This window comes from Persicitalea sp. (assembly GCF_041751555.1).
Taxonomy (GTDB): Bacteria; Bacteroidota; Bacteroidia; order Cytophagales; family Spirosomataceae; genus Persicitalea.
The window spans coordinates 1-4,797 of record NZ_JBGSXF010000020.1; the positions used below are offsets into that span (position 1 = coordinate 1).

Here is a 4,797-nt window from a genome sequence, read left to right on the forward strand (position 1 = left end):
GAACCGGCTCCAAAACCGCCTCGATCTGCTCCACGCCGATGCTACCACCGGACAAGTACGCACCATCCTGACCGAAGAGGCCGAAACCTACGTTGACCTGATTTTCACCGACGACCTCACCTACCTCGACAACGGCGAGGAGTTCATCTTTTCCAGCGAGCGCAGCGGCTACAAGCACCTGTACCTCTACGATATGGACGGCACTCTCGACCGCCAACTCACCTCCGGCGGCTGGGAAGTGGCCGAATTCCTGGGCATCGACGAACCCAACAACCTGGTTTACTACACCTCCACCGACGTCTCGCCACTCGAACGGCACCTCTACCGTCAGGACATCGCCGCGCCCAAGCGCCGCCGCAAGCGGTACCAGGCTCCGGCTCCGGTGCGGCTTTCCGACAAGCGCGGCATTAACCGCATTCTGCTGAGTCCTGATTTTGAGTATTATCTGGAATACAACAGTTCGGTGCAGGCCGTGCCGACCGTGACGTTGCGCAAGGCCCCCACAGCGGCAGTAGTGCGGACGCTGGAAACGAATCAGGAGCTATTCCAGAAACTCGCGGAATACCGCACCGTGAAGCCGGAATTCTTCCAGTTCACGACTTCCGAAAGCGTGACGCTGAACGGCTGGATGATCAAGCCCGCCAACCTCGACCCGGCCAATAAGTACCCCGTGCTGATGTTCGTGTACGGCGGACCGGGTTCGCAGACGGTCGTGGACAGTTGGGAAAGCCGCGATTTCCTCTGGCACCAAACCCTGGCCGATAAGGGCTACATCGTCGTGTCCATCGACAACCGGGGCACCGGGGCGCGGGGCAAGGCGTTCCGCACGGTCACCTACGCCCAACTCGGCAAACTCGAAACGCAGGACCAAATCGAGGGCGCGAAGTACCTCGGCACGCTGCCCTACGTGGACAAGGACCGCATCGGCATCTGGGGGTGGAGCTACGGCGGCTACATGGCCTCACTCTGCATGACCGTCGGGGCCGACTACTTTAAGGCAGGCATCGCCGTGGCCCCCGTCACGACCTGGCGCTTCTACGACAGCATCTACACCGAGCGTTACCTGAAACGCCCGCAGGATAATCCCGATGGCTACGATGACAACTCCCCACTTACCCACGCAGCCAAACTCAAAGGCCCTTTCCTCCTCATCCACGGCACGGGCGACGACAACGTACATTTCCAGAACTCAATTGAGTTTGTGAACGCGCTGGTAGAAGAGAATCGGGAGTTTGAAACCTTCTATTATCCTAACCGCGCCCACGCCTTACGCGGCGGGAATACGCGCTATCATTTGTACCGAATGATGACGAAGTTTTTGGAGGAGAATTTGTAGATTTGGGAGAGTTGCTCTTCCGAAATCGAAAGCGTTGTGTTCTAAACTATGCCCAAAATCGCCGTTTACGATTATCTGACCTTTTTCGTGGTGATGTTCGACATCTTGAACGAGCCTCCACATTTGCACGTTTATTCGAGCAAAAGCCATAGTCAGAACTCAGCCAAGATCTGGATTAAATCCGGCGATTTTGCTACTTTGGGGAAATTATCTGGTAAAGATCAAACCCTTGTGAAAAAGCTGGTTGACCAAAACCGTGAAGAATTACTTGATGTCTGGAATGACATCCTGATGGGTAAAAAACGTAAACCAATTAAGTTTAAACTAAAATGAATCAACTGCAAGCCATGACCGCGTCGCCTGAAAGCTACGTAGGTCATAAACCAGTAATCAAAAGGGTAGATTTCTCAATGCGAGGCCATATTTCGATTTACCTGCAAGACGGCCGTATTGTAATCGCTCCGCTTAGCAAATTTCCATCTATTAAAAAAATGAGTCTCGAGCAGCGGCAGAAATATGGCCTAGCGGATGGGAATACGATTATCTTTCACCATTGCGATGAAGTGTACCACTTGCAGGATTTTCTTGGGTTGCCGGAGGATTATGTTCATTCGTAATGACTGCTTTGGTTCTCTGTGTGAGAAAGTAGAAACGCGTAGTCGCGGATCGCGTTACAAACGCGAGGCGATTCAACGCCCGATCGCAGATCGGGGTTAGCTGGCGGTTCTCTGTGTGAGAAAGTAGAAACGCGTAGTCGCGGATCGCGTTACAAACGCGAGGCGATTCAACGCCCGATCGCAGATCGGGGTTAGCTGGCGGTTAAATTCCTCAAGCGTGGTGTTTTATACTCACGATTCCTGCTGTATTTCAGCATCTTATTAACCTCTAAATGTCCCTAATTCAGACTTATATATATATTTCAAGCCTTTTTCGGGCACTTGGAACAATCTTATCAATTATATATATAAAAATTGTTTGCCGCCTTTGTTGCATTCAATCATTTCTTCTCACCCTTACAACATAATACTATGGAAGTATTCAGCATAGATCAACTCACTAATCTGGTATCCAGCAAAATTCAGCGTAGTATAAGTATATTCTCGCCTACCAGTAAGCAATCTACCACGAACTACCAGGAAGATAAGATCCAGTTTAAAAATCAGCTTCAGATCGCCCGGCAGCAACTGGCCCAGGAATACGGGATGGATGAAACCGAAGTGAATCAGTACCTGAAACCCGGGTTTGATCTGCTGGATAACAATAATTTCTGGCAGCACACTTCTGATATGCTGGCTTTCTTTCTGACACCCGAAGACAGTACTATATTCAAAGTCCCGCTAAAAATAGATGAGCCTATTCTGTATGTTGGTAAGGGACTTATGCTACGTCCTTTGCTTCCTTTACTCAATAAAAACGGACGATTCTATATACTTAATATTGACCTGGATAGTGTACGGTTATACGAAGCAACGGCATTTACTCTAAAAGAAGTAGAGCTTTGGGATGATGTGCCCACTACCAAGGAAGATTACATGATCTACTTCAATGAAATCGAACGGGAGGATGGAGTACAGCGCCGATTAGGAACCAGCCAGCCCGCCGATGGCGGTGTGTTCCACGGTCAGGGGGCCGATGAGCAGGACAAAGAACATACCCGCCAATGGTTTTATACCCTGAGCCGTGAACTGGACGATAAATTCAAGCAGGACCTGTTACCTGTGGTGCTGGCCGGGGTGGATTACCTGATTCCCTTGTACCGTACAACCATAAACTACAATAAGTATGTAGAAGAATACATAACGGGAAATTTTGACAATAAGAACGATCCGCAGGCTCAGGGACTTTATAAGCAAGCGCTGGCTATCATGCAACCCAAGTTTAAGCAGCAGGAAACAGAGGCCATAGAACAGTATCATAACCTCAAAGCCGGTGACTTTGCTGCTTCTGATACCAAAAAAATACTTTTGGCGGCCCTGACAGGTCAGGTAGAAACGCTGTTCCTGCGTAAGGACGCCAAAGTATGGGGTAACTATGACGCGGAGAATTATAAAGTACAAATACAAAAGGAATCCTCACCGGAAAATACCGATCTGCTAACAGAAGCGGCCGTACAGACGATCCTGATGAAAGGCAAAGTATATATGTATGATGCCGAACAAATGCCGGAACAGGATTCTGTCGTAGCTGCTGTTTTTAGAAACCCGGTTGTCGTGTAAGATAAGTTAGAATAGGTCATTACTAAAAAATCGGGAAGAGTCAGCTCTTCCCGATTTTTTAATTTAGGTACCTCGTTGAGGTACTTATACCGCGCCTTCCACTACTTTCTCCCCCGCTAACCCCGATTTGCAATCGGGCGTTGTATCACCCCTGCTAACCCCGATTTGCAATCGGGCGTTGTATCTCCTCGCGTTTGCAACGCGATCCATCAAATAGGCTTCGTACTCGCCGAATACGTAAGAAGTATATTTGATCCTTACATTGACAATCAGCCCAATAAGGTCTAAATTTGGACAAACAAAACCCCAGAAACTCATGGAAGACCTAATCATTCCCGCAAAAACCTTGGAGCAGCTAAAAACCTCGCCTTCCGAATTGCTGATAGAGATTGCCGTACACCTGTACGATACAGAAAAGCTTTCAATGGGGCAGGCTAAAAAACTGGCGGGCCTTACGCAAATTGATTTCCAGAAAGAGTTGGCCAAGCGAAATGTCTGCATCAAATATGACATTGAGGATTTCGAGACTGATTTGAAGAATCTTAGTTTTTTGGATTAGTATGCTGGTAATCAGCGATACCTCTACCGTAACCAATCTAATCCAGATCGGCAAACTCGACCTGCTTGAAAAACTCTTTGGCGAAGTTCTCATCCCGCAGAAAGTCTATGAGGAACTTTCAGATTACGAAAATCAAAAAGTTCAGCTCGATTCTTGCGATTGGATTTTGGTCAAAACTGTCTCGGATCGTAGAGCAGTAGCAGAATTGAGGGAAATACTGGATGCGGGAGAAGCCGAAGCTATCATTCTGGCGCAGGAATCAAAGGCGGATTTTCTGATTATTGACGAACGAAAAGGAAGGAAAGTAGCAGAAGAACGAGGTTTGAGAATAGTTGGGCTTCTGGGTGTCCTGACAAGGGCGAAGAAAGCTGGACATATCTCACGCCTCAAACCGTTGCTAGACATTCTCATTGAGGACATCGGTTTCAGAATCAGCCGGAACCTATACGACCGGATTTTAAGAAATGTGGGAGAATAGTACAAGAATCCTTCACCCTGGGTAGTACCCCACAGCCAAACAGCCCTAACCGTCGAAATTATTTTTTACCAAAAAAGCCAAACCAATTAAAGAAATACGGAACCGGATTGAGCTAAATCCAGAAATATTGGCTGGAAAACCGATAATAAAAGGTACTCGATTGTCTGTTCAATTCATCGTGGGACTGCTTGCCCACGGAGAAACGCCG

Annotated in this window: 6 protein-coding genes and 1 pseudogene; all 7 read left to right on the plus strand. The window is 48.2% G+C overall.

Annotation, left to right across the window (positions count from 1 at the left end; genetic code table 11):
* Window positions 1-1,336: alpha/beta fold hydrolase (locus tag ACEW8P_RS00640; RefSeq protein WP_373511180.1), on the plus strand; the 1,336-nt coding region annotated here is incomplete at its 5' end.
* 48 nt (window positions 1,337-1,384) lie between these two features.
* Window positions 1,385-1,669 (plus strand): DUF4160 domain-containing protein, encoded by a 285-nt coding sequence (locus ACEW8P_RS00645; RefSeq protein ID WP_373511181.1) that lies wholly within the window; start codon window positions 1,385-1,387, stop codon window positions 1,667-1,669.
* Window positions 1,670-1,746: 77 nt separating this feature from the next.
* A pseudogene (locus ACEW8P_RS00650) lies at window positions 1,747-1,842 on the plus strand (hypothetical protein); the annotation flags it as partial.
* Window positions 1,843-2,364: 522 nt separating this feature from the next.
* Window positions 2,365-3,552, plus strand: a complete 1,188-nt coding sequence (locus ACEW8P_RS00655) for a hypothetical protein (RefSeq protein ID WP_373511182.1) — start codon at window positions 2,365-2,367, stop codon at window positions 3,550-3,552.
* Window positions 3,553-3,868: 316 nt separating this feature from the next.
* Complete coding sequence (locus ACEW8P_RS00660; RefSeq protein WP_373511183.1) at window positions 3,869-4,111, plus strand: UPF0175 family protein; 243 nt, start codon at window positions 3,869-3,871, stop codon at window positions 4,109-4,111.
* A gap of 1 nt (window position 4,112) precedes the next feature.
* Entirely contained in the window at window positions 4,113-4,589 is a 477-nt protein-coding gene (locus tag ACEW8P_RS00665; protein WP_373511184.1) for a DUF3368 domain-containing protein, read from the plus strand.
* Between the two features lie 106 nt (window positions 4,590-4,695).
* Window positions 4,696-4,797 (plus strand): DUF433 domain-containing protein (locus tag ACEW8P_RS00670; RefSeq protein ID WP_373511185.1); only part of this gene is annotated, 102 nt, incomplete at its 3' end.

Coding starts and splice junctions, on each gene's coding strand:
- ACEW8P_RS00645 (WP_373511181.1), top strand. CDS start 1,385: ATGCCCAAAATCGCCGTTTACGATTATCTGACCTTTTTCGTGGTGATG.
- ACEW8P_RS00665 (WP_373511184.1), top strand. CDS start 4,113: ATGCTGGTAATCAGCGATACCTCTACCGTAACCAATCTAATCCAGATC.
- ACEW8P_RS00655 (WP_373511182.1), top strand. CDS start 2,365: ATGGAAGTATTCAGCATAGATCAACTCACTAATCTGGTATCCAGCAAA.
- ACEW8P_RS00660 (WP_373511183.1), top strand. CDS start 3,869: ATGGAAGACCTAATCATTCCCGCAAAAACCTTGGAGCAGCTAAAAACC.